This is a genomic window from Halalkalibacter krulwichiae, from assembly GCF_002109385.1.
GTDB lineage: Bacteria > Bacillota > Bacilli > Bacillales > Bacillaceae_D > Halalkalibacter > Halalkalibacter krulwichiae.
The window spans coordinates 4,140,960-4,162,384 of the sequence record NZ_CP020814.1 but is presented as its reverse complement, the minus strand read 5'-3'; the positions used below and the strand labels follow the sequence as shown (position 1 = coordinate 4,162,384).

General features: G+C 39.0%; 25 protein-coding genes, 1 pseudogene, 1 riboswitch and 1 other annotated feature. Of the genes and pseudogenes, 22 read left to right on the top strand and 4 right to left on the bottom strand.

Annotated elements, in window-relative coordinates; genetic code table 11:
- Positions 1-40: 40 nt before the first annotated feature.
- The 4 genes and pseudogenes from BkAM31D_RS21005 to BkAM31D_RS20990 all read left to right on the top strand — a co-directional run bounded on the left by BkAM31D_RS21005 (position 41) and on the right by BkAM31D_RS20990 (position 3,065).
- A complete protein-coding gene (locus BkAM31D_RS21005) occupies positions 41-817 on the top strand; it encodes an SDR family NAD(P)-dependent oxidoreductase (RefSeq protein ID WP_066157569.1) in 777 nt (258 codons plus the stop codon).
- A gap of 296 nt (positions 818-1,113) precedes the next feature.
- The gene (locus BkAM31D_RS21000) at positions 1,114-1,893 is read left to right on the top strand and encodes a DeoR/GlpR family DNA-binding transcription regulator (protein ID WP_235820511.1); all 780 of its coding nucleotides are present in this window, start codon (positions 1,114-1,116) and stop codon (positions 1,891-1,893) included.
- A gap of 23 nt (positions 1,894-1,916) precedes the next feature.
- Positions 1,917-2,516, top strand: a pseudogene (ribB, locus tag BkAM31D_RS20995) (3,4-dihydroxy-2-butanone-4-phosphate synthase); the annotation flags it as partial.
- 114 nt (positions 2,517-2,630) lie between these two features.
- Positions 2,631-3,065, top strand: coding sequence for a hypothetical protein (locus BkAM31D_RS20990; protein ID WP_066157566.1), 435 nt, complete (start codon positions 2,631-2,633; stop codon positions 3,063-3,065).
- Positions 3,066-3,119: 54 nt separating this feature from the next.
- Here the strand turns inward: BkAM31D_RS20990 and BkAM31D_RS20985 are convergent, their stop codons facing one another.
- A complete protein-coding gene (locus tag BkAM31D_RS20985) occupies positions 3,120-3,521 on the bottom strand; it encodes a VanZ family protein (RefSeq protein WP_169801141.1) in 402 nt (133 codons plus the stop codon).
- Between the two features lie 200 nt (positions 3,522-3,721).
- Between BkAM31D_RS20985 and BkAM31D_RS20980 the strand changes: the two genes are divergently transcribed.
- From BkAM31D_RS20980 to BkAM31D_RS20940, 8 genes are all read left to right on the top strand, one after another.
- A complete protein-coding gene (locus BkAM31D_RS20980) occupies positions 3,722-5,026 on the top strand; it encodes a C40 family peptidase (RefSeq protein WP_066157560.1) in 1,305 nt (434 codons plus the stop codon).
- Between the two features lie 480 nt (positions 5,027-5,506).
- Entirely contained in the window at positions 5,507-5,818 is a 312-nt protein-coding gene (locus tag BkAM31D_RS20970; protein WP_066157553.1) for a hypothetical protein, read from the top strand.
- Positions 5,819-5,955: 137 nt separating this feature from the next.
- A complete protein-coding gene (locus BkAM31D_RS20965) occupies positions 5,956-6,765 on the top strand; it encodes an arylamine N-acetyltransferase (RefSeq protein WP_235820510.1) in 810 nt (269 codons plus the stop codon).
- A gap of 113 nt (positions 6,766-6,878) precedes the next feature.
- Positions 6,879-7,132: a binding site (T-box leader), on the top strand.
- Between the two features lie 54 nt (positions 7,133-7,186).
- Positions 7,187-8,452: an MFS transporter gene (locus tag BkAM31D_RS20960; protein ID WP_066157549.1), complete on the top strand. Its 1,266-nt coding sequence runs from the start codon at positions 7,187-7,189 to the stop codon at positions 8,450-8,452.
- 76 nt (positions 8,453-8,528) lie between these two features.
- Positions 8,529-8,804, top strand: coding sequence for a toxin-antitoxin system YwqK family antitoxin (locus BkAM31D_RS20955; protein ID WP_066157547.1), 276 nt, complete (start codon positions 8,529-8,531; stop codon positions 8,802-8,804).
- 82 nt (positions 8,805-8,886) lie between these two features.
- On the top strand, positions 8,887-9,075 hold the full coding sequence (locus BkAM31D_RS20950; protein WP_066157544.1) for a hypothetical protein: 189 nt from the start codon (positions 8,887-8,889) through the stop codon (positions 9,073-9,075).
- Between the two features lie 30 nt (positions 9,076-9,105).
- Positions 9,106-9,396, top strand: a complete 291-nt coding sequence (locus tag BkAM31D_RS20945; protein ID WP_066157541.1) for an RNA polymerase alpha subunit C-terminal domain-containing protein — start codon at positions 9,106-9,108, stop codon at positions 9,394-9,396.
- A gap of 77 nt (positions 9,397-9,473) precedes the next feature.
- Positions 9,474-10,007: a hypothetical protein gene (locus tag BkAM31D_RS20940; RefSeq protein ID WP_066157539.1), complete on the top strand. Its 534-nt coding sequence runs from the start codon at positions 9,474-9,476 to the stop codon at positions 10,005-10,007.
- A gap of 101 nt (positions 10,008-10,108) precedes the next feature.
- Here BkAM31D_RS20940 and BkAM31D_RS24610 read toward each other — a convergent pair whose 3' ends face one another.
- The 3 genes from BkAM31D_RS24610 to BkAM31D_RS20935 all read right to left on the bottom strand — a co-directional run bounded on the left by BkAM31D_RS24610 (position 10,109) and on the right by BkAM31D_RS20935 (position 11,796).
- On the bottom strand, positions 10,109-10,234 hold the full coding sequence (locus BkAM31D_RS24610; protein WP_257391612.1) for a hypothetical protein: 126 nt from the start codon (positions 10,232-10,234) through the stop codon (positions 10,109-10,111).
- A gap of 256 nt (positions 10,235-10,490) precedes the next feature.
- On the bottom strand, positions 10,491-10,691 hold the full coding sequence (locus BkAM31D_RS23785) for a hypothetical protein (protein ID WP_157076874.1): 201 nt from the start codon (positions 10,689-10,691) through the stop codon (positions 10,491-10,493).
- Positions 10,659-10,753: riboswitch (cyclic di-GMP riboswitch) on the bottom strand. (Overlaps the previous gene by 33 nt.)
- A 110-nt stretch (positions 10,754-10,863) precedes the next feature.
- Entirely contained in the window at positions 10,864-11,796 is a 933-nt protein-coding gene (locus tag BkAM31D_RS20935; RefSeq protein WP_235820508.1) for an LCP family glycopolymer transferase, read from the bottom strand.
- A gap of 173 nt (positions 11,797-11,969) precedes the next feature.
- On the opposite strand from BkAM31D_RS20935, the gene BkAM31D_RS20930 reads away from it, so the two are divergent.
- The 10 genes from BkAM31D_RS20930 (at position 11,970) to BkAM31D_RS20890 (ending at position 21,405) form a co-directional block, all read left to right on the top strand.
- Complete coding sequence (locus tag BkAM31D_RS20930) at positions 11,970-12,671, top strand: YveK family protein (RefSeq protein WP_066157532.1); 702 nt, start codon at positions 11,970-11,972, stop codon at positions 12,669-12,671.
- A gap of 11 nt (positions 12,672-12,682) precedes the next feature.
- Entirely contained in the window at positions 12,683-13,384 is a 702-nt protein-coding gene (locus BkAM31D_RS20925) for a CpsD/CapB family tyrosine-protein kinase (RefSeq protein WP_066157530.1), read from the top strand.
- A gap of 22 nt (positions 13,385-13,406) precedes the next feature.
- Positions 13,407-14,177, top strand: a complete 771-nt coding sequence (locus BkAM31D_RS20920; protein ID WP_066157527.1) for a tyrosine-protein phosphatase — start codon at positions 13,407-13,409, stop codon at positions 14,175-14,177.
- A 376-nt stretch (positions 14,178-14,553) separates the two neighbouring features.
- Positions 14,554-14,697 carry a hypothetical protein gene (locus tag BkAM31D_RS23780; protein ID WP_157076873.1) on the top strand — a complete coding sequence of 48 codons (144 nt, stop codon included), beginning with the start codon at positions 14,554-14,556 and terminating at the stop codon, positions 14,695-14,697.
- A gap of 232 nt (positions 14,698-14,929) precedes the next feature.
- The gene (galU, locus tag BkAM31D_RS20915; RefSeq protein ID WP_066157524.1) at positions 14,930-15,811 is read left to right on the top strand and encodes a UTP--glucose-1-phosphate uridylyltransferase GalU; all 882 of its coding nucleotides are present in this window, start codon (positions 14,930-14,932) and stop codon (positions 15,809-15,811) included.
- 70 nt (positions 15,812-15,881) lie between these two features.
- Entirely contained in the window at positions 15,882-17,702 is a 1,821-nt protein-coding gene (locus BkAM31D_RS20910; protein WP_066157521.1) for a polysaccharide biosynthesis protein, read from the top strand.
- Between the two features lie 184 nt (positions 17,703-17,886).
- Positions 17,887-18,186 carry a hypothetical protein gene (locus BkAM31D_RS20905; protein ID WP_218017041.1) on the top strand — a complete coding sequence of 100 codons (300 nt, stop codon included), beginning with the start codon at positions 17,887-17,889 and terminating at the stop codon, positions 18,184-18,186.
- A gap of 842 nt (positions 18,187-19,028) precedes the next feature.
- Complete coding sequence (locus BkAM31D_RS20900; protein WP_066157616.1) at positions 19,029-20,138, top strand: DegT/DnrJ/EryC1/StrS family aminotransferase; 1,110 nt, start codon at positions 19,029-19,031, stop codon at positions 20,136-20,138.
- 5 nt (positions 20,139-20,143) lie between these two features.
- Positions 20,144-20,788 (top strand): sugar transferase, encoded by a 645-nt coding sequence (locus tag BkAM31D_RS20895; protein ID WP_066157516.1) that lies wholly within the window; start codon positions 20,144-20,146, stop codon positions 20,786-20,788.
- Positions 20,785-21,405: an acetyltransferase gene (locus tag BkAM31D_RS20890; RefSeq protein WP_066157513.1), complete on the top strand. Its 621-nt coding sequence runs from the start codon at positions 20,785-20,787 to the stop codon at positions 21,403-21,405. Before BkAM31D_RS20895 ends, BkAM31D_RS20890 begins: the two co-directional genes overlap by 4 nt.
- Positions 21,406-21,425: the final 20 nt, after the last annotated feature.

The window sequence follows — 21,425 nt, the reverse complement described above, 5'->3', positions numbered from 1 at the left end:
GTAAGCGATAACAGAAAAAGAGGATAGGAGAGGGAAGAGCATGATCGATTACAAAAACCTTTTTGATTTAAGTGGAAAAACAGCGATCATCACAGGGGCAAGCAGAGGGTTAGGAAGAGAGATGGCAAATGCCCTTGCCCAACAAGGAGCAAATATCGTAGCGGCAGATTTGAATTTAAACGACGTTGAACAAGCGGCTGGAGAATTAAAACAAGAACACAACGTCGAAGCGTTAGCGGTACAAGTTGACGTCACAAACGAAGACGAAGTCGAAAAGCTGATTGAATCAACGGTTGAAAGATTTGGCAAAATTGACATCGTCATCAACAACGCCGGCATTTGTCAAAAGATTAAAGCGGAAGAAATGAGCCTGAAAGATTGGAATAAAACGATGGAAGTCAATGTGAATGGTGTCTTCCTCGTCTCAAAGTTAGCGGGCGTGAAGATGATGGAAACAGGCGGAGGATCGATCATTAACATTGCCTCGATGTCATCCTTCATTGCGAACACTGAGGCACAATGTGCGTACAACACATCGAAAGCAGCTGTCGCAATGATGACGAAATGCTTGGCGAATGAATGGGTATCGCACAACATCCGTGTTAATGCGATCGCACCAGGGTATATGGAAACAGACATGGCCAAACCACTCTTTGCCGAGGGTGGCGAGTTAAGACATGTGCTTGATTATATCCCGATGAAGCGCTTAGGAAAGCCATTTGAATTAGGGGGACTGGCAATTTATCTTGCATCTGAAGCTTCTAGCTATGCAACAGGTTCCGTCTTTGTCGTCGATGGCGGCTATACGATTCAATAAGAAGGCGAGTTTTGTTGATCCTATAATGTGAACGAAATGAGCAGCTTCATCTTTCTATGAATCTGCTCATTTTCCTTCTTATAGGATGACCAAACATTAGCATGGCCCTATCTTTCGGTTCCCTTAACTTTTTAGGGCAAACGATGCTAATGCAACAAAAGCCATACGAAAAATGGTATTGAATTCTTTTAAAATCTTTCATTACCTTTTGTTTTTGGTTGTTTTTTTTCGAATTGATTGAACTTCACTGACGAATGAAATATGATGAAGATAGGATATTTGTAAACGGAAGGTTGATGACAGTGGGAAAAATGTTAATGCATGAAAGGCGAAATGCGATAATGCAGCACCTCGATAAAAATCAACGAATCATTGTAAAAGAATTATCGCAAATCCTAGACGTGTCAGAAGCGACATTACGAAGCGACCTCAATGACATGGAAAAAGAAGGCCTTCTGAAACGAACACATGGCGGAGCTGTTCTATTAGACTATGACGCCAATAAATATAGCTTCTCCACACGCGAAAAGAAAAACAAAGAAGAGAAATACTTAATCAGTACAAAAGCGGAAAAGTTGGTGACACAAAACCAATGCATCCTGCTCGATGCAAGCTCAACAGCACTTGAACTAGCAAAACGGTTAAAAGACAGCCCTGATCGAAAGCGGATAACGGTTGTGACAAATGGAATCTATACGGCGCTTGAGTTACGAGACGTCCCGGAATTCACGGTCATCTTAATTGGTGGCGTCATCCGCCCTGGCTCGAGTGCGCTTGAAAGCACGATTGATGCAGGCGTATTAGATAAGATTAACGTCGATATTATGTTCACATCTGCGAGTGGTTTTGATTATGAGAATGGTTTAACGGACTTTAATGTGTATGAAGTGGAACTGAAAAAAGAAATGGTTCGAGCGTCTAATCGAGTCGTTGCTTTATTAGACCATACGAAATTCGGCAAAAAGTCGATCGTCTCCTTTGCATCAACAGATGAGATCGATACACTCATTATCGACAATCAAATAAGCGACGAAGAAAAACAACGATTAGAGCAATACAACATCAATGTGATGTAAGCCAAAAAGAGAGGGCGAACGAGATGTTCCATTCAATAGAAGAAGCAATTGAGGATTTAAAGAACGGCAAGATGATCGTCATTGTCGATGATGAAGACCGCGAAAACGAGGGAGATTTGTTAGCGCTATCAGAAAAAGCAACCCCAGAAATCATTAATTTCATGATTACTCATGCGAAAGGCTTGGTCTGCTGTCCAATTACAAAGGAAAGAGCCGATAAACTAGAGCTAGAGCCGATGGTGCAACAAAACACGGACTCCCATCAAACAGCCTTTACCGTAAGTGTTGACCATATAACGAATACAACTGGGATCTCCGCGCCAGAACGAACGGATACGATTCAAGCGCTCGTTGCCGACGATGCGATTGCTTCTGATTTCAAACGACCAGGTCACATCTTTCCACTAGTCGCAAAAGAAGGCGGCGTGCTAGAACGTGAAGGCCATACAGAAGCAGCGGTCGATCTCGCCAAACTATGCGGAGCCTCTCCATCAGGCATCATCTGTGAGATCATTAAAGAAGACGGCACGATGGCGCGCCTTCCCGAGTTAGAAATGTTCGCAAAAACGCATCAACTGAAACTAATTACGATTGCTGATTTAATTAAATACCGTCAAAGCAAATGACAATAGAAGGAACCCACACCGAAAAAGTGTGGGTTCCTTCCTTTCCCCAAGAGATTTTTCCCCTTAAATATGCTACTCTTATCATAACCAAATCTTAACCGGAGGTACCCGATGCGCTACATCCTACTAACAACCATGCTCATCTTCCTACTCGCTGCCTGCACACAGGCCCCAGTAGAGGAAACAGAGCTTCCTGAACAAGAAACAGAAGAAATCGAACAAACAGAAGACACAGAAGAGAACGTAGAAGAAGAACCATCAACAGAAGAGAACAACCAAGAAGCAACAGAAGGCGATGAAGAAACCCGAGCTGAAGAGCCAGCAACAGAACGCCTTACGCAAGAAGAAGCAATCGAGGAACTAAAAGCACATCTAGAAATTTTCTATGATGAAGAAGTGAGAATCATTGTAGACCGCGAAGAAGGCGGCAAATTCGTTATTCAAGTATTTGACGTCATCGGCGGCGAAGGAGACACGGCGCACACACAAACGCGAGGTTGGTACACCGTGGACCGCAAAACAGGCGAAGTCGAGTCGATGTTTTAATGAAAAGGTCATCTGAGTCCGGCAAGCACAACCTGCCTGAACTCAGATGACCGATCACTCCACAACCCGTTTCCGCCGCTGCCACCAATACACCGCACCAAGCACGAGCACCGCACCTGCTGAATCAATTAACACATCGCTAAAAAGGCCAGACCGCTCTGGGATGAACGATTGATGCCATTCATCGACCGCTCCGTACGCAGTTGCCAGCCCCCAGGCAAGCACATAGCGATATTTCTTTCCTTCTAATGCGAGCCAAAAGAAGAGCGCCAGCAGCCCAAACGCTGCTACGTGAACAAACTTTCGACCGAAGTAATTGACGATTGCCGAATCGAAAAATGGATTCCGCACCAATTCCTCTGTCGCATCTCCTGTTAAAAAAGGCTGCCGTGTCGCGATCGCAATTCCGAGGCACCAAATGAGTGCGACACACCACCAAATCGTTGTTTTTTTCATCGAATCACCAAAAATGATTATACATGATAACAGACACCGCTTCATCACTTCTCCACAAATCTACACGACAAAAGACCCGAATCTCTCGTAAACTATTAAAATTGTGTAACAAACACCCGAAATAACTAGTAAATCTAGTAATGCCAATGTAAAATGAGAGAAAATCGGTATTTTATGGTGTAAAAGGAGGTATTCTGTAGATGAAGGAAGCGTCAACACTTCGAAAAGTCGTCATCTCGTCGACATTTGCGACGGGGATCTTTTTAGCTGCCCCGCAAATGGCTGATGCAGCGCTTGGCGACCAAACGCTTAGAACAGGAATGTCACATCCGGACGTGAAAGAACTACAAGATGCATTAAAGAGCAAAGGTCATTTCAATTTTGAACGGTCAACAGGATATTATGGACAGATCACAGCCGATGCGGTTCGTGACTTCCAAAGAAAGAATAACTTGCAAGTCGATGGGATCGCGGGTCCTCAAACTCTATCAGCTTTACTAGCAAAAATGGGTGGACAAGCATCATCTTCTTCGTCGTCTTCATCTCAAGCTTCAACAAGCATCAGCTCCAATCTTCTTCGCTTCGGTTCATCAGGAAGAGATGTCGAGCAGCTGCAACATAAGCTGAAAGAACAAGGCTACTACAAGCACTCGATTACAGGTCAATACGGGCGCGTAACAGAAGCTGCGGTACGTGACTTTCAACGTGCAAAAGGCATTCAAGTAGACGGCATTGTCGGTCCACAAACATTATCGCAATTGTTAAACGAGCCACTGCCTTCTAACAATACGGTAACAACAGAACGAAACGTAACACAAACAGCGAACACAGTTGTACAAGCTCCCGCTTCATCGAACTTACTACGAGTGGGCAACAGCGGTTCAGCCGTCAGAAACTTACAATCACAACTACGCTCGGTGGGTGTGTTCAACCAGGAACCAACTGGCTACTTCGGGGAAGTAACAGCAAGAGCTGTACGTGAATTCCAACGCATACATAACTTATCAGTCGATGGTGTTGCGGGTCCACAAACGATGAACAAGCTAAGCCAAGTGGCGACGAACCAATCATCGTCGAACAACGTTTCTTCATCATCTTCCTCTTCGAACCAAACAGCAGAACCATCAAGAGGAACAACAAACCGCGCAGCACTTATGACGAATCTCGTCGCTGACGGTGCAAACTACGTTGGCGTTCCATACCTTTGGGGCGGACAAACGCCAAGCGGATTCGACTGTAGTGGATTGGTACAATACTTATTTAAGAAACAGGGCGTTTCGATTCCACGTACTGTCGCACAACAATGGGCAGCAGGAACAACGGTTTCTCAACCAGCAGTTGGAGACCTCGTCTTCTTTGAAACGATCTCAAAAGGCCCGTCTCATAACGGAATCTACATCGGCAACGGCCAATTCCTACATAGTGGTTCATCAACGGGCGTAACCGTTGCAAGCATGAACAACTCTTACTGGAAATCACGTTATTTAGGTGCAAAGAGACTGTAAAATAGTAAACATCCTTTCATTGTGAAGGGATGTTTTTTTGTCTTTATTCAAAAGACTGTCAGGATTTTAAGAGCGAGTGATAAACCTAAATTGCTACAAATAATTTCAAATATATACCAATTTGATAACTGACGAATTATAATAAAGGAAATGAAATGCGAATGTTAAAGAAGTCATAGTGAACAGTTGTCTTTAACCTTTTTTAAAAAGAGATAATAACTTTTTATTTTGTAAGAGGTGCAAAATGGTTCTAAGTCTTATTCTTATTTTAATAGGCGTTTTATTTTATGTAGTATCATACTTTATTGGTATTAAAAAAAACCTTAATTTTATTTCATTTTTCATGTTAGGGTTTACAGATGGATTAGTAGAAGATAAAGACAAAGTTAAAGTGGCAAGGTTCTTTGGGATTCTCTCTTTTATTGTCGCAACATACTCTTTAGTTTCAGGTTTTATAAGATTGTGAAAGGTTGTGTTTAGATGGAAATTGAAACGACTACACAAAAGAAGTACGGAACGATCAGTTATATGTCTCTAGCCATTGGGATCGTTTGTTTTTTTATTGTTTTTGTAACACCGACAAGAATAGCGAATATTGGAAGTTTGGTTGGGGATGTTATAACATTCACGCTTACAGGTATAGGGATGGTGCTATCTACAATTGGGATCGTTAAGAAAACAGAAAAAAATCTAATTCCTATTCTCTCTTTCATTCTCTCCTCGTCTTTCTTTCTATTTTGGATCATCACGATTATCCTATTATTTACTGGTCTAATTGAATTTGGTCCGTAGTTTACAATGTTATTGGGATTAATGGATGTGTTATTAAAAATAAAGCAAACGCTTCTTCAACTAGAGCGATGATTTAAACAAGGCCAAAGAGGAGGTAGAATGGACTGGCAAAAATAACTGATGCTATCACTAACTATTTGGATTGTCTTAATTTACATTTAGAGAAGCCAACATATCATTATTTAGAACAAATTTGTAATGCGCAGTTAAATACGTTTCCTTTTGAGAATATCAGCAAACTACTTTATTTTAAAGATCATCATTATAATAATTTTGAGATACCTTCATTTGAGTTATTTACTAAGAATTTTAACAAATACAACTTTGGAGGAACTTGCTACACTTTAAATTCTAACCTATTGGTTTTATTAAGGGGGATAGGGTTTGATTGTTATCATGTTATGCTTGGGGAAGAACACATGGGCATTATAGTGAAGATTGATAATGAGCGTTTTTATATTGATTGTGGTGCCGCTGCCCCCTTTTTTAAGCCAGTACGTTTTGAAAATTTTAAGAATATCTCTTTTTTCGGGAAAGATGAAGTGTTTATATTACCAGAAGAGCCACAAAGAGATAGGTATAAATATGTTCGCTACACGAATGGAATACAAAGCGGAAAAACATGGCACTTTGATTCCCGAAAAGAAGCTAAAGTTCGTGATTTTCATGATGTAATAGAAAGATCTAATAAACCTAACGCTCCATTTATGACGATTTTAAGATGCCAACTATATCAAACTCGTAAACAAAGAAGTGTTTCGTTAGTAAATAATAAGTTCGGTATACGTTATTCAAATGGTGAAACATCTGTTAAAACGTTATCATCATCAGAAGAAATAAGAGCAGTCGTCTCAGAAGAATTTATGTTACCGAAATTACCAATTAAAGATGCTATTGACGTTTTAAAGACATTAAATATAGACATTTTTGCACAAAGCACAAATTAGTGATAGTACTCAAAGGTAGCGATAGCTGGTGGGATGTTTACTTAGTAATTTTTAAGTACACATCCTATAAAAATCAATGCTATAATATGGAATTACTTACATGTAAATACGTTGGATTTGCTATGAAGAGAAGAGTAGGTAAAAGGCTTCTTCACAGAGAGCTCCGTCAGCTGAAAAGGAGTAAGAAGGATTTTATTGAACCAAGCCTCTGAGCATTACATTGGAACCTTTTTTAGGGGATGGTGTAACGGGAACTCCCGTTATAGAGTTAGGGTATAAGCATATGAGTGCCGTACCTGATAAGGTTAATATGGTGACATATTAATAAACTGGGGTGGTACCACGATTATAAAATCTCGTCTCCAAGACAAAGGTCTTGGGGCGAGATTTTTTATTTGTTAAATATAATTTAGGAGTGGGTTTGATGAAGTTGGTAGCATCGTGGAAATATCCTTCTATTTTGTTGTTAAGCATAGGAGTATCAAATGTAGGTGCGTGGGTTTACTTACTTGCACTTAATTTAATTGTATTCGAGATTACGGGGTCTCCTCTTGCCGTAGCAGCCCTTTATATTCTGATCCCTTTAGCAACGATATGTACTAATTTCTGGTGTGGTAGCATTGTTGATAGGTTAAATAAGCGGAATTTGATGATCTTTCTCGATGTTTGTAGGGCACTGTGCTTATTTCTTCTACCTGGGTTACTACATACATCTCTAGTGTTATTGTATATAATGGTCTTTTTCATTAGTATGGCAACTTCAATGTTTAGCCCGGCATCGATGGTTTATATGACAAAATTAATTCCTTCCAACCAACGAAAGAGGTTCAATTCGCTAAGAAGTTTAATTGATTCTGGAGCTTTTCTTCTCGGACCTGCTCTGGCGGGAGTGCTTTTTATCATTGGGACACCTGAACTTGCCATTATCATAAATGCGATTGCCTTATTTTTGTCAGGGTTAATCACCTTACTTATGCCTAATGTAGAGAAACAGTCACAAGCTCTTACGAAGAGTGAGAAGCTATCCCTGCAATTATTGAAGAAAGATTTTCAAGTCGTATTGAATTTCAGCAGGAAGAGCGTCTATGTCATGCTAATTTACTTTTTGTTTCATTCATTTATTGTGATGACTGCTGCTGTTGATTCATTAGAAGCTGCTTTTGCAAAAGAAGTTCTTCGTTTATCAGATGGTGATTACGGCTTTTTAGTAAGCGTTGCGGGTGCGGGGATCATTGCTGGAGCGTTTCTTAACACACTTATTGTTAAGAAGATGGCGATTTCATTGATGATTGGTTTCGGTTCAATATTTGTATCTGTTGGGTATATCATTTACGCATGTTCAAACTCGTTTCTAATCGCTGCAATAGGATTCTTTGTTCTTGCTTTCTTTCTTGCTTTCTTTCTTGCATTTGCAAATACAGGTTTTCTTACTTTTTATCAGAACAATATTCCTGTTGAGGTGATGGGGAGAATAGGAAGTATATATGGATTGGTCCAAGCAGTACTTACGATCATAACGACTGTGATGATAGGACTCTTTGCACAAGTTCTTTCGATTCAATTTGCGGTTATTACAGGAGCTGTGGTTATGTTGTTAATCTCATTGATATTATGTACTTTCAATGTTCAATCATCAAAAAGTAAATATTATCAATCGACTATGTTGGAAAAAATAGAATTGAACTAGCAATGTGGAGGCATTTCATTTACCAAACAAGATGATACAGTTTTCATAATATGAAATAGCTACACGGAGGTAAGCGATGGAAAATGAAAAATGTGACATGAAGCAACCGAAGAGCGTCAAAGAAAAGAAATTAGAAGTCATCGATGGATACACGATCAAATATCATGCGAACGGAAAAACAATCTGGTCAAAAGGTAAAATAATTGGAGATCAGCCAGAAGGTTATTGGGAATGGTATCGCGCCGATGGAACGATCAAGCGTTCAGGGCACTTTGATCATGGCGATCCTGTTGGTGAATGGATTACCTATGATAGCAAAGGTGAGAAATACAAAACCACGAATCGTGGATAAAGGATAAAATGATGGAGGAAATCCTCTACTCAATCTAATGGCTAAACAAGAAATGACCGTTTTCTACTGGAGGTGTCTGTTCATGAAAACGTACTCGATCCTATTTATGATTGTGGCTCTCATGCATACAATGATCCTTGTAAATGTAACGATCTTTAAAGGCGAGTGGAATGGAATCGTTCTATTTGTATCGACTATCCTGTTTCTATTCGCTGCTGTTTACTTTGGGATAGAACGTCGCGCAAACAAAAGAGCAACACATAATACATAAATAAATAATAATATATTCGGAGGGATCCAATTGCCAACAGAAAAAACCTTAAGAACGTGCGATAAAGGACATACCTATTACAAAAGCAGTGACTGCACAAGTTGCCCTACGTGTGACAAAGAGAATAAGCCCTCTAGCGGCTTCCTTTCAAAACTCAGTTCACCTGCAAGAAGTGCCTTGCTCCACGAAGGCATCGACACACTGCAAAAACTCTCAACCCATACCGAAAAAGAAATCCTAAAAATCCACGGGATTGGCCCAGCTTCCATCCCAACAATGAGAACTCTATTAGAAGAAGAAGGGTTAACATTTAAACAATAAAGTAACGAGAGCGATTGCCGAACGAGTGGCAGTCGCTTTAACCCTAATGTGACACAAAGGAAGGGGAGGAGGTAGTTATGAACCTTTTCTTTGATCTATCATGGCAACTATTCCATTACCTACTAATAGCCATTCTCCTAACGGCGCTTATCTTTCTACTAAGTCGTTTCATCAAGAATAAAATCGCGCTACTTGCCGTAACACTCACTATCATTCTCGGAACCATTCTCCTAATCAACCAAACCAAATACACAACATTCCAGGACCTCGTTCCCGAAGATAGCGAGATTAGAAGCATCTCCATAACAGTGAACGACTTATCTGGAGACAGAGCCGAACCCGCAGCACGCACGACAATCGAAGACGACTCACTCATTCAAGAAATCCTAGAAGACCTCAATCAAATCAAACTGAAAAAAGATGACGATGTCCGAGTGCAAAATAGAAAATACACAATAGGAATAACAGCAAATCATAAGATAAGAGAGAACTTCTCAAGGACCACAACGACTTATCTAAAAATTGATGATCAATATGTCGGTGAATCGCAAATCATTAGCAACACCAACCACTTAAAGACGATTGAATCCCTCATTGAAAAGAACAACTAAAAACAAAAAGCCAGCTCTCCCCTCGAGAACTGGCTCCTACTAAATAATATAAGAATGTAATAGTGCGAAATAAGACCCAGAATAATAGAACGTAAAAGTACCTACATGATCTTTTTTAATTCTCCGCCCCAAATCTTTAAGTAATAGCGATCTTCCGTATCTTTTAATAGTTTTACTCCAACTAACGCAAGTGGTGTCCATACTGGCTTCACACTAATAAAAGGCATCGTCCAATCTTCCCCCGATCTATTTTATAATATATTCATAGTGATAATCTATTTATGTAATTACTTCCATTATAAGAAACTCCAGGTACACTATCAACCGAGAATATTGTCGAACCGAAAAAAAGTACGAAAAAAGACCTCCCAACTTGGAAGGCCTTTTTACATCATGCCCCAGATAGATGAAATCTATCTAGGAAATCAGGGAATACAAGCTCCACCCAAGGACAATAGGCACGAGGAGCCAATCAATCAATTCTTACATTCCGCCGACTAAGACAGAAACTCCAACTGCTAGTGCAATCCCAACAGTGGAAAGGACAACGGTGTAAGCAACTTGCTTGATTTTCTTTCTCTTGTGCAATTGTTCTGGTGTGTAAAACATTGTCATTCCTCCTCCAAATAAAGTCATCACACGGAGGCAGTTCTCGGTAGCTGGCTGGCATAATGACCAATTCATTGGCCAATGAAGCCCCTATAGCTTTGCGTCATCTGCTTTCACAGACTTTGCCTTTTTCGCATGATACTTTTCTATTATCGACAATTCTTGACATTACTTTAAGGTTTTATTCAACTTTTACACAAAAAAAGAGATTCATAAGGTTCATACCCCAAGAATCTCTATTTCAAACTTATTCAGCAACTGTCACACTCTCGTCCACTTCAAGGCCTAAATGAACCCGAAGCTCATTACTTACACGAGAGACTTCCTCATCCGGAACTTCTAAATAATAGATTCCATTAATACGAGTACCAACCCCGCTAATCTCCATTTGCTCAACATGATGACGAGCGTCGCGGTACTTATCTTGAATCTTCCACATCGCATCCAAATCAAGATCCGTTCTTACTGATTTCCCAACTTCCTCTAAAATACTACCCGCTCTCGTAATCGAACTAATCTGTGCTCCTTCTTGAATGACCGCTTCGACAATTTGACGCTGGCGATCATTTCGGCCGAAGTCCCCACGCGGATCTTCATAACGCATTCTCGAGTATGCAAGAGCCTCATCACCAGATAAGAACAATGTTCCTTCTTCAAACCGATGCCCATTCTGTGAAAAAGCAAAATCATTCTCGACTTGCACGCCACCAAGCGCATCAATCAACCCTTTAAACCCTTCCATATTGACACTGACATAATGATCAATCGGAATATCAAGGAAGTGCTCCACCGTATCCATCGTCAGCTCAACCCCACCAAACGCATAGGCATGGTTAATCTTGTCCAACCCTCGACCTTCAATCTCTGTCCGCGTATCACGAGGAATACTTAACATCTTTACCGAACGATCATCCGGATTAACCGTCATGACAATAATCGTATCCGATCGACCTTCATGATCATCCCCACGTGAATCAACACCGGCAATTAAGAAGGAAATCGGCTCACTTTGTTCGACATCAACTTCCACCTCTCGCTTTTCAGTGACACGCTCAATCGGCTCATGAATCTCCTGCGCCGTATCGGTAACAGACTTATATAGATAGAAGCCGTACCCACCAACGGCGACAGCAATAACACCAAAAAATAATCCTAAAGTAATAAGAATTTTCGACTTCACAAGGCCCTCCTCTTTCTTACGTCTCAGTAAATTTCCATAAATATGGTCTGGATTTCTTCTGCAATTATAGTTAAATTATATAAAGCAAGCAACAAAAACATCTACAGAAAATGACAATCTGTGATATAATTCTTTCTATTGCTAATTACAAATTTAGGAGGTCCTTTAATAGAATGGAAGAAACGATTAGCTTACAAGATATTTTCCGAACGTTACGCAGACGTTTGAAACTCATTATTATTATCCCAATTATCGCTGTATTAATTAGCGCACTCGTAAGTTTTTACCTCTTAACACCAATTTATCAAAGCTCAACACAGATTCTCGTCAACCAAGCGAGCAGCAATGATCAATTTTATAGCTCAAACGAAATACGTACAAACATAGAACTCATAAACACATACAACGTTATTATCAAAAGTCCAATCATTCTAGAAAAAGTAATTGAAGAAGCGAACTTAACGGAGTCCGTTAGTCAATTAAATAGCAAAGTAACCGTCGGAAGTCAAAATAACTCACAAGTTGTCAACATTACAGTCGAACACGAACAACCAGCAACAGCGGCGCACATTGCCAACACAATTGCGACCGTCTTTCAACGTGAAATCGCCGATATTATGAACGTCGATAACGTCAGCATCTTATCACCAGCACAAGTATCAGAATCACCATCACCGGTAAAACCAAATCCGAACTTGAACATGGCGATTGCCTTTGTCGTTGGATTAATGGCAGCAATCGGACTTGCCTTCTTACTTGAATACTTAGATACAACGATGAAGACAGAAAAAGACATTGAAGACGTTCTAGATCTACCTGTACTCGGTGTGATAGCAACGTTTGACGAAAAAAGCGGAACTAGACAAAAGAAATAGGAGTGAACAAAATGGCTCGTAAAGATAAAAAATTAACATTGAAGAACCAACGAAACCTGATTACAGACATTAGCAAAAGCTCTCCTATTTCAGAGCAATACCGTACGATCCGATCAAACATTGCTTTCTCAGCCGTTGACCGCGAGATCAAAACGATTCTTGTGACATCAGCTGGACCAGGAGAAGGAAAATCAACAACTGCAGCCAACTTAGCAGTGGTTATGGCACAAACAGGACAATCTGTTCTAATGATCGATGCTGATATGCGTAAGCCAACAGCTCATTACACATTTAGCACACCAAACTTAACGGGCTTAACAAATGTTTTAACAAAGCAATCAAGCTTAGAACAAGCGATTCAAGAAACAAAGATCGAAAACTTATCATTATTAACATGTGGACCGATCCCACCAAATCCAGCTGAGTTATTAAATTCACGCATGATGGGTTTGATCCTTGAACGTGCACAAGAAATGTTTGATGTCATTATTCTAGATAGCCCACCTGTAATGGCCGTAACGGATGCACAAATCCTCTCGAGCAAATGTGATGGAACCGTACTTGTTGTCTCTAGCGGTAAAACCGAACGCGAAGGTGTGAAGAAAGCAAAAGAATTGCTTCAAAAAGCCAATGCACACATTCTTGGTGCGGTATTAAACAACAAAGAAATAGAAGCTGGAAATTATTATTACTATTATAGTAACCAAAAATAAACAATCGTAAGGAGGAGAAGCAATGATTGATATCCATTGTCACATACTGCCAGGAGTAGATGACGGACCTCGTAATCTAGCAGAAAGCTTAGAGTTAGCGAGAGCAGCGGAAGCAGAAGGGATTACAACGATCATTGCGACTCCTCATCATAAACACCCGTCATTTGAAAATGACGGTCCATCCGTCCTACAAAAGGTAGATGAATTAAACCAAGCATTAAAGGAAGCTGAAATTGCCATTAATGTACTACCTTCTCAAGAAGTTCGAATACATGGGGACCTTCTTGAGAACTTGAATTCAAAAGATGTTCTACCAATGACTAAAGATCATAAATACATCCTAGTGGAGTTACCAACAAACAGCATTCCACACTACACATCAAGACTTCTATACGACATTCAAATGACAGGTTGCACGCCGATTATCGCCCATCCTGAACGAAACAAAGTATTCTCAGAAGATCCGAATAAACTATTTGAACTTGTGAATACAGGCGTGTTAACCCAAATTACAGCAACAAGCTTAGCGGGACATCTTGGCAAAAAGATCAAAACTTTATCAGAGCAGCTAATTGAGGCTAACTTAGCTCATTTCATCGCCTCAGATGCTCACAATATCACAAGTCGACCGTTTCATATGAGGGAAGCATACCGTGTGTTAGAGGAACAATTTGGATTACAAATGGTGTACATGTTTCAAGAGAATGCGGAGCTAGTAGTAAGTGGACAACATATTAACTTAATGCCGCCTGAGCGAGTGAAGAAAAGAAAGAAGTTTTTCAACTTGTTCTAGCATTGAAGAGAAAGGACACTTGTCATCTGAAAAAGAAGTGTCCTTTCGCATGTAAATGGAGGGTAATTATTGCTAGTTCTTTAAGACTAAAGGCATGGTTGCGATTTCATAGGAATATGTCGAATAATGACGTAGGGAAGTTGTTGAATTGTGTCAGATTAGCTTATACAATTATATGATGAAATGAGATAAAACCTATGAATTTTAAAGGGATTTTGTAAATATCGGTAATCTTCTTTTAACATCAAAAATGTGAAAGATTTGTGATATTATGTGGAAAGCCAATCGGATTGTCGATTATCAAACAATAACTAGGTCATTTGTCATGCGAGAGTGAGTCGATTGCTCTTGTGTTTTAAGGTGAGGGATGTTCTCGATGAAAGAATTAGATAAAATGCCTAAATCAATTATAAAAGCAATTCGCTATATTAAGCAAGATGCACCAAAGGATAAGTTAGAAGCAATCGATCTACTGCTTAAACAAGCGATTGAGATAAGAAGACAAGAGGGAACACGCTAAAACAAAAAAAGCAACTTTGGCAATGTCTCCTTGCCATTATCGATGGAGGCACTCGGTCACGCTGTGGGTGGACAACCTTAGACGCGAAGTCGTCGCTGGTGTGATGTGAGGAGGGGTTAGATGCCTCTTATTCTAATAAAACCTTAACCTATCATTCGACTAATAGAACAAAGTGGGACGATGGGTTAGGGTTTTATTTATGATAATGAAAATAAGTGAGGGGTTCTTATAAATGAAGAAAGTACGCAAGGCAATTATTCCGGCTGCCGGGCTTGGAACGAGATTTTTACCAGCGACAAAAGCAATGCCGAAAGAGATGCTACCGATTGTTGATAAGCCAACGATTCAATACATTATAGAAGAAGCGGTTGAAGCTGGAATCGAAGACATCATTATTGTAACGGGAAAAGGAAAACGTGCGATTGAAGATCATTTTGATCATGCGTTTGAGTTAGAGCAAAACCTAATTGAAAAAGAAAAATACGATTTACTAGATAAAGTCCAAGAAGCTTCAAAAGTAGATATTCACTATATTCGTCAAAAAGATCCAAAAGGTTTAGGACATGCCGTATGGTGTGCACGGAAGTTTATTGGGGATGAGCCATTTGCGGTGTTACTTGGAGATGACATTGTGAAGTCTGAAACACCTTGCACAAAACAATTAATCGACGTATATAACGAAACAGGGTCATCTGTTATCGGCGTTCAAACGGTTGCTGCAGATCAAACTCATCGATATGGAATTGTTGATCCAATTTCACAAAAAGGTCGCACGTATCAAGTAAGTAATTTTGTTGAAAAGCCAGAGCAAGGAACTGCACCGTCAAACTTAGCGATTATGGGTCGTTACTTATTAACTCCTGAAATCTTTGAGTTATTAGAAAATCAAAAAACAGGTGCTGGTGGAGAGATTCAATTAACAGATGCGATCCAACGCTTAAATCAAATTCAGTCTGTCTATGCATATGACTTTGAGGGTGAGCGTTTTGATGTAGGTGAGAAACTTGGATTTGTGACAACAACACTAAACTTCGCTTTGGAAAATAAAGCTTTGCGTGGACCATTATTACGTGAAATGGAACAATTATTAAAGAAAAACAAAGCTTTAATGTAGGAGAAGAAGGCTAACTAGCTCATCTTTTGGAACAATTCAAATCACTTTTTTGAAAGAAAGGAGAAATTCTATGTCCTATCATAAACGAGTTGCAGCACTCATGTCGGTTGATTCGCTTATCGTGCTATCATGTATTTTTATTAGCAATTTCTTATTAATCCCTTTGGCGAATCCATTTACGACGTTCTTGTTTGCAAGTGCGATTACGTTATTAGCGGGCCATCATATTTTTGCTTATAAGTACAAGCTTTATAAAAAAGTTTGGCAATATGCAAGCATGCCAGAGCTGAGCGCAATCTTTAAAGCTGTTACGTTTTCAATCTTAATTACAGGTTGTGTGCAATTAATCTTTTTCCAAGAGGTTGCATTACGTACATTGGCAATAACTTGGATGATGCACATCCTCTTAATCGGAGGTTCGCGTTTTTCGTGGCGATTGTATCGAGACTATTATATTCGCCCGGTTACCGATAAAAAGAAAACATTAATCATTGGTGCTGGTGCGGCAGGAACGATGGTCGCTAGACAGCTTCAACAAAGTCAAGAAGCTGACCTACACCCGGTTGCTTTTATTGATGATGACGTATCAAAGCAGCAGTTAGAGCTGTTGAACCTCCCTGTCGTTGGAGGAGTAGAAGCAATAGAAAAGACTGTCAATGAAGAGAGCATTGAACATATTGTCATTGCGATTCCGTCATTATCTCGTCATGAGTTAAACAAAATTTTTGAAGAATGCTCGAAGACAAAGGCGAAAACGCAAATTCTTCCGCGAATTGAGGATATTATGTCAGGAAAGGTTTCAGTTAATCAGTTCCGGGATGTAGAAGTGGAGGATCTGCTTGGTCGTGAACCAGTGGAACTAGATATTAAAGGAATTGAAGATTACATTAAAGGGAAAACGGTTCTTGTAACAGGAGCGGGTGGTTCGATAGGTTCTGAAATTTGTCGTCAAATTTCAATTTTTAATCCGCAAGAATTGGTTTTACTTGGTCATGGTGAAAATAGCATCTATACAATTGAAATGGAACTTAGAAGAACATCACCGGACTTAAACATTTCAACAGAAATCGCTGATGTTCAAGATCGGGATAAGATGTTTTCCATTATGAATAATCGGAAACCACATGTTGTTTTCCATGCCGCTGCTCATAAGCATGTACCGTTAATGGAACGTAACCCTGAAGAAGCGGTGAAGAACAATGTGATTGGAACAAGGAATGTCGCAGAAGCTGCAGATGCGTCATCAGTTAACACGTTTGTCATGGTGTCAACAGATAAAGCGGTCAACCCTACAAGTGTGATGGGAGCGACAAAGCGAATTGCTGAGATGGTTGTGCAGCATATGAATATGATTAGTGATACAAGGTTTGTCGCAGTTAGATTTGGGAATGTACTGGGCAGTCGTGGTAGTGTCATACCATTATTTAAGCAGCAGATACAAAATGGAGGTCCTGTGACAGTTACGCATCCAGATATGATTCGTTACTTTATGACGATTCCAGAAGCATCTAGGCTTGTGCTTCAAGCGGGTGCTTTAGCTGAAGGTGGAGAAGTATTCGTCTTAGATATGGGAGAGCCAGTTAAGATTGTTGATCTTGCGAAGAATCTTATTCGCCTATCTGGTTATACAGAAGAAGAAATTCCGATTGTTTTTACAGGTATGAGACCTGGAGAGAAAATGTTTGAGGAATTACTTGGCAAGGATGAAGTACATGATGAACAGGTATATCCGAAGATCTACCGTGGGAAGACACCTGAGGTAAATATCAATGTGACATATGGATTGGTTGAGAAGTTTGAAGGCCTTTCTAAGGAAGAGCTTCGAGAACGACTATTAAATATTGGGAACTTCCGTGTCGATGAGTTAAGGGTTTTAAATATAGTCAAATAGATGCAAAAAAGTATTGATGAGAAAAAGAAGGAAAGTACTAAGTTTTCTTCTTTTTCTATATCACCTAAGAGTTAGCAAATTACGAGAACTTTAATTGTAATGTATTAAGGGTGGTTCACTCAAAATGGTGAAAAATAAAATAAGTAATTGTAAGAGAAGAATAAATGAAAAGGGACTGACATTAGTGGAGGTCTTGGTAGTTGTTGTAGTAATCGCCATTTTAGCAGGTATTGTAGTCCCAAAATTTATTGGTGTGATATCTGAGGCTGAAGAAGAGGCTTGTAACTTCACAGTTGCTGAAGTCCAAAATGGATACCAAGTGTATATGGCCCTTGGGAGTATTCAGCATACAAATATTTTATTTACTCAATACTTGGAGCAATTTGATCTAAGTGTTTGCGATTGCGAGTTAGATTACCTCGACGGGAGAGTTCAGTGCAGTGAGAATAGTAGAGAAGATGGAGAGGATATTCCGATTCTTTAATAGTTTTCATTTGTTTAGAATTTTTAAATGAAGGGGAGAAGAAAGTCATCGTTAAATTATAGCACTCATAAATAATAAATAAACTACACTATAAAAAGTTTAAATGGGCAATAGGTAATTGCTATAAATTGTAATAATTCGTTGGGAGATCATTTGATATACAATATACTTTTTTTTTATATTTAACATAAGACCATTTATAAGTATTAAAGGCAAAAATCCCAACTAAGGGATATTAATTTGGAAAACTACCCATTTTTTACCTTGTAAAAAATAAGAAATGATTGAATGTACATTAGGAAGTCAGAATGGTCAAGAGATAACCACAGCATATTGTGTTAAAAACAGAGAAAATACACAAAAGTATACAATATATGGGATTTATCTATATAACATAGTACCATTTTGTTAGTATATAAAGATAAAATGGGGCTAAAATCAGATATTTTAAGTTTAGAAAACGTTGATTTGACGGGGTTTTTGGTAACCAAAAACATGGAAAAATATTGAATGGAGTTAAGGAACTGAGTATCGTAATCAGATAAGATGCTGGAAGCCTTGTGGGATAAGGGTTAGAGGCGTTTTTAGTGAGATTTATAGATTGATTGAATGGTATATATAATAGGAAGAAACTCGGTTTGAAGTGATTATGGAGTGAATATCTATTTCGTATTTGCTTGGTAGATTGAATAGATATTACGAGGTGGCTATTAGACGTAGATAACGTTTTTAGTGGTTTAGAAGTTGGTTGGAGTAATAGTATTGAAGATTCCAAATAAGTCCTAATCTACTAAAATATTAACTTAACGATGGAAGGAAGTCTATAGATGGAGACAACAAAAGTGAACGAGAGAATTTTTCTTTCATCACCGCATATGAGTGATGAAGGTTATGAAATGGAATATGTAAAGGAAGCTTTTGATACAAATTGGATTGCTCCTCTTGGAGAAAACGTAAATGGATTTGAAAGAGAGCTGGCAGAAAAAGTTGGCTCTAAAGCTGCAGCAGCACTTTCTTCTGGAACTGCAGCTATTCACTTAGCTTTAAGAGCTGCAGGAGTTGGTGAAGGGGATATTGTGTTCTGTCCAACACTTACATTCTCAGCTACAGCTAATCCAATCATCTATCAAAATGCAGTTCCAGTATTTATTGATAGTAATTATGAAACGTGGAATATGTGTCCTAAAGCATTAGAAGATGCTTTTCAAAAGTATCCTGAAGTTAAAGCAGTTATTGTTGTTCATTTATATGGTTTATCTGCTGATATGGATAGAATTGTAGAACTTTGTAAGAAACACAATGTTGTATTAATAGAAGATGCTGCTGAAAGTTTAGGAACTTACTATAAAGGTAAGCATACCGGGACTTTTGGCGATTATGGCATCTTCTCTTTTAATGGAAACAAAATAATCACTACTTCTGGTGGTGGGATGCTTGTTTCTGATAATGAAGAGAGAATTTCTAAAGCTAGATTTTGGGCTACTCAATCTAGAGACCAAGCTAGACACTATCAACATAGCGAATTAGGGTTTAATTATCGTATGAGTAATGTGGTTGCTGGTATTGGTCGAGGGCAGCTTAAGGTGCTAGATCAAAGAGTTGAGAAAAAGAGATATATTTATGAGTTCTATAAGAGAGAACTTGGTGGGCTTGAAGGTGTTGAGTTTATGCCTAGTAATGAATGGGATGCACCGAATTATTGGTTAAGTTCAATGACTTTGATTGGTAAAGTCAGACCAATTGATATATTTGAAGCATTGGAAGCTGAGAATATCGAATCAAGGCCGGTTTGGAAACCGATCCATATGCAACCGTTCTTTGAAAAGTATGACTTTGTCGGAACCGATGTATCAGAGAAGTTGTTTGAGAATGGGGTTTGTTTGCCTTCTGATACGAAGATGACGGATGCACAGATGAAGAAAATTGTAGAAATTATAAAGGAATTGTGGTGATTTTAATGGAGACATCTAAAGGTGGTATTTATAGGAAATTTATAAAGAGACCGATGGATTTCATATTGTCATTGATTGCTATTTTAGCACTTAGTCCAGTTCTCATAATAGTAGCTACCTTGGTAAGAACTAAACTAGGGAGTCCGGTATTGTTTAAGCAGCAACGTCCTGGCTTGAATGAAAAGGTCTTTATGATGTATAAATTCAGAACTATGACAGATGAGAGAGATGAGAATGGGGAGTTATTACCGGATAGTATGAGGTTGACGAAGTTTGGTATGTTTTTACGTTCTACATCACTTGATGAATTACCAGAGCTATTTAATATTCTTAAAGGTGACATGTCTATAATTGGGCCTAGACCATTACTTGTACAATATCTTCCCCTTTATAATGATCATCAAAAACGTCGACACGAAGTTAGACCTGGTTTATCAGGATTAGCTCAAGTCAGTGGAAGGAATGCGATTAGTTGGGAAGATAAGTTTAATCTAGATGTGGAATATGTAGATAATGCTAGTTTTCTAGAAGATTGGAAAATTATTTTTCTAACGATTAAGAAGGTTTTTGTAAGAGAAGGGATCAACTCAGAAACTGCAGCAACGATGGAACCTTTTAAGGGAACTAAAAAGGAACGAATGGGATCATGAAAAACAAACTACTTATAATTGGTGCAAATGGACATGGTAAGGTTGTAGCTGATATTGCATTAAAAATGGGTAAATGGCAGAGTATTGCTTTTTTAGATGATAATGAAAACATTAAAGTCTCATTGGGAATAGAAGTAATTGGGAAGTCAGATGAGGCTTTTGCATATATAGATGATTGTGACATCTTTGTAGGTATTGGAAATAATGCTATTCGAAAAAAGTTACAGGAAAGCCTTGAATTAAAAGGTGCGAGCATACCTAAGTTAATTCATCCAAATAGCGTAATTGGAGAACAAGTAGAAGTGGAATCTGGTACAGTGATTATGGCTGGTGTTGTTATAAATTGCTGCACAAAAATCGGGAAAGGTTGCATTATTAATACTGGTGCTACAATAGATCATGATAATCTAATTGAAGATTTTGTCCATTTGTCACCGGGAGTGCATTTAGCTGGTACGGTGAAGGTTGGAAAAGGAACTTGGTTAGGTATTGGTAGTGTGGTTAGTAATAATGTAAATATTACGTGCAGATGTATAGTTGGTGCTGGTGCTGTAGTGGTTAAGGATATAAATCAAACCGGGACCTATGTCGGAATTCCATCGAAGAAGATAGACTGATAGTGATTTAGAAGGAGACG